At 70.8% G+C, this 2,826-nt stretch carries 2 protein-coding genes; one reads left to right on the forward strand and one right to left on the reverse strand.

The window, feature by feature from the left end; translation table 11 throughout:
• The first annotated feature begins 186 nt into the window (after positions 1 to 186).
• On the forward strand, positions 187 to 1,221 hold the full coding sequence (locus tag G5C65_RS34950; protein WP_338146809.1) for a glycosyltransferase family 2 protein: 1,035 nt from the start codon (positions 187 to 189) through the stop codon (positions 1,219 to 1,221).
• A 19-nt stretch (positions 1,222 to 1,240) separates the two neighbouring features.
• On the opposite strand, the gene G5C65_RS34955 is transcribed toward G5C65_RS34950, so the two are convergent.
• Positions 1,241 to 2,826, reverse strand: a 1,586-nt coding sequence (locus G5C65_RS34955) for an LCP family protein (protein WP_420903394.1), incomplete at its 5' end; no start/stop codon positions are given.

Raw genomic sequence — 2,826 nt, forward strand, 5'->3', positions numbered from 1 at the left:
CGGGCAAGGGGCACGCACCTTCACGGGTCGGGGCGGCGGGAGACGGCCGCCGAGGGGAGCGGGGCTCGTGGCGTTTCGTCGCACGGTAGGCCCGTACGATCTGCGGATCGCGGCCCCACGCCGCCGGCGGGCTCCGGGACACCCGCCCGGTGCGGGCCTGTCCCCCGATCGCGGTAACGTGAGCGCGTGACTCAGGACACCTCACTCCCCGCCGTTTCCGTGATCATGCCGGTCCTCAACGAGGAGCGGCATCTGCGCAGCTCCGTCCGGCACATCCTGGAGCAGGAGTACGCGGGCGAGCTGGAGGTCGTGATCGCCCTCGGCCCGTCCGAGGACCGCACGGACGCGATCGCGGCCGAGCTGGTGGCCGAGACCGCCGAAAACCCCCGGGCGCGGGTGCACACCGTGCCCAACCCGACGGGCCGCACGCCCGCCGGGCTGAACGCCGCCATCAAGGCGTCCCGGCACCCCGTGGTGGTCCGGGTGGACGGGCACGGCATGCTCTCCCCGGACTACATCGCCACGGCCGTGCGGCTGCTGGAGGAGACCGGCGCGGCCAACGTCGGCGGCATCATGCACGCCGAGGGCGAGAACGCCTGGGAGGACGCCGTGGCCGCCGCCATGACCTCGAAGATCGGCGTCGGCAACGCCGCCTTCCACACCGGCGGCCAGGCGGGCGAGGCGGAGACCGTCTACCTCGGCGTCTTCCGCCGCGAGGTGCTGGAGCAGCAGGGCGGCTACAACGAGGAGTTCATCCGCGCCCAGGACTGGGAGCTGAACTTCCGGATCCGCGAGGCGGGCGGCCTGGTCTGGTTCTCGCCCGAGCTGCGGGTCTCCTACCGGCCCCGGCCGAGCGTGCGCGCGCTGGCCAAGCAGTACCGGAACTACGGGCGCTGGCGGCACGTCGTCGCGCGCTACCACGCGGGCTCGATCAACCTGCGCTACCTCGCGCCGCCCGCCGCGGTGTGCGCGCTGGCGGCCGGTGTGGTGGTGGGCGCGCTGGTGACGCCCTGGGGCTTCGTCGTCCCCGGCGGCTATCTGGCCGCCATTGCCGCCGGGTCGCTGCCCGCGGGCGCGGGGCTGCCGCTCGCGGCGCGGGCGCGGATCCCGGTCGCGCTGGCGACCATGCATATGTCGTGGGGCTGGGGCTTTCTGACCAGTCCGCGGAAGCTGGCGAAGAAGGTCGTCGCCAGCCGCCGCGAACCGGTGCGCCAGGGGTAGAGCCCGCGCCGGAAGGCGGTCACCAGGTGTAGTTGGGGTTGACCTTCATACACGCCTTCTTGTCGTCGCCGTTCAGCGCGTCCGCGCTCTTCGGCGCCTTGCCGTCGTCGGTACCGCCCGTTCCGCCCGTTCCGCCCTTGCCGTCCCCGCTGCCGCTCGGGCCGGGCTCGGTCTTCGGATAGTCGGTGCCCTCCCGCCAGTCCGCGCCGACCACCAGGGTGACCCGGTCCGTCATCGTGGAGTGCTTGACGAGCCGCTCGGGGACTCCCAGCGCCTTGGCGACGGCCAGCGCGTCGGCCCGCTGGTCCCGGCTCGGATAGCGGATCGTGGTGTCGGCCTGCGACTTGGGCGTACGGTCCGCCGCCGCCTGGGTGAAGCCCTTGCCGGTCAGCGCCTCGGCGACGGCGCCGGCCCGGCCCTGGACCGGCCGCTGGAGCGAGGTGCCGGTGCCGTTCTGCACCTGCACCGGGATCTCCCCCTCGGGCCGGGACAGCTCGGTGGGCTCCGACTTCTTGCCGCCGCCCCCGGACTTGTCCTTGTCCTTCTCCTTCTTCTTGTCCTTGCCGTCCAGCGCGACATCGTGCCGCACCATGGAGAAGAGCTGGTCCGCGTCGTCCTTCTTGGGCACCACATAGGCGCCGCCCATGGCGTACTCCCACGGCATGGTGGCCATGGTGATCCGTTTGGTCGGCACCTTCTTGAGGTCGTTGCCCAGGTCGTAGAGCTTCTTGACCGAGTCGATGCCGTCGTCGACGGTGAGCGCCTTGGTCGCGGCCTCGGCGAGGCTCATCAGCTTGCCCGGGTCCGTGAGCTTGGTGCCCGCCTTGAGCTGACGCACCATCGCGTTCATATACATGTGCTGGGCCCGCGCCCGGCCGATGTCCGTGCCGTCGCCGAAGCCGTGCCGGGTGCGCAGCCAGCTCAGCGCCATCTTGCCCTTGACGGTCGACTCGCCCTTCTCCAGCTTCAGCTTGGACTTGGGGTCGTGGACGTTCTCGTTCACACAGACCGGGACGCCGCCCACGGCATCCGCCATCGAGACCACGCCGGAGAAGTCGATCATCATGAAGTGGTCGATCGGGACACCCGTCATCTCCTCCCAGGTCGCCACGGTGCAGCCGGGACCGCCGTTCTGGAGACTGGTGTTGATCTTGTTCGTGACCTTCGGATACACCTTCCCGTCGTCCGTGTCGGTGCACCGGGGAATCGTCGTACGGGTGTCCCTGGGGACCGAGACGACCGACATGTTGCTGCGGTCGGCGGAGACGTGCACCAGCATCTGGACGTCCGCGAGGGGCTTGCGGGTGGCGTCGGCGCGGGAGCCGCCCAGCTTGACGTTCTCCTTCGAGTTCCGCGAGTCGGAGCCCAGCAGCAGGATGTTGAGGGGGGTCTGGCCCTTCGCGTTCGGGTCCGCCTTGTCCAGTTTGCTGTCCCCGAGGTTGAGGGCGTCCTTGTCGAGGTTGGCGTTCAGGTGCCGGTAGTAGAGGTAGGCCGCTCCCGCGGTGCCGAGTATCAGCACCGACAGCACCAGCGCCGTCCAGCGCAGCACCCGTCTCTTGCGCTTGGGGCGCACGCTCCGGCCCTCGGTGCCCCCGCCCTTGCCTC

This window comes from Streptomyces boncukensis (genome assembly GCF_011045075.1).
In the GTDB taxonomy this organism is placed as follows: Bacteria; Actinomycetota; Actinomycetes; order Streptomycetales; family Streptomycetaceae; genus Streptomyces; species Streptomyces boncukensis.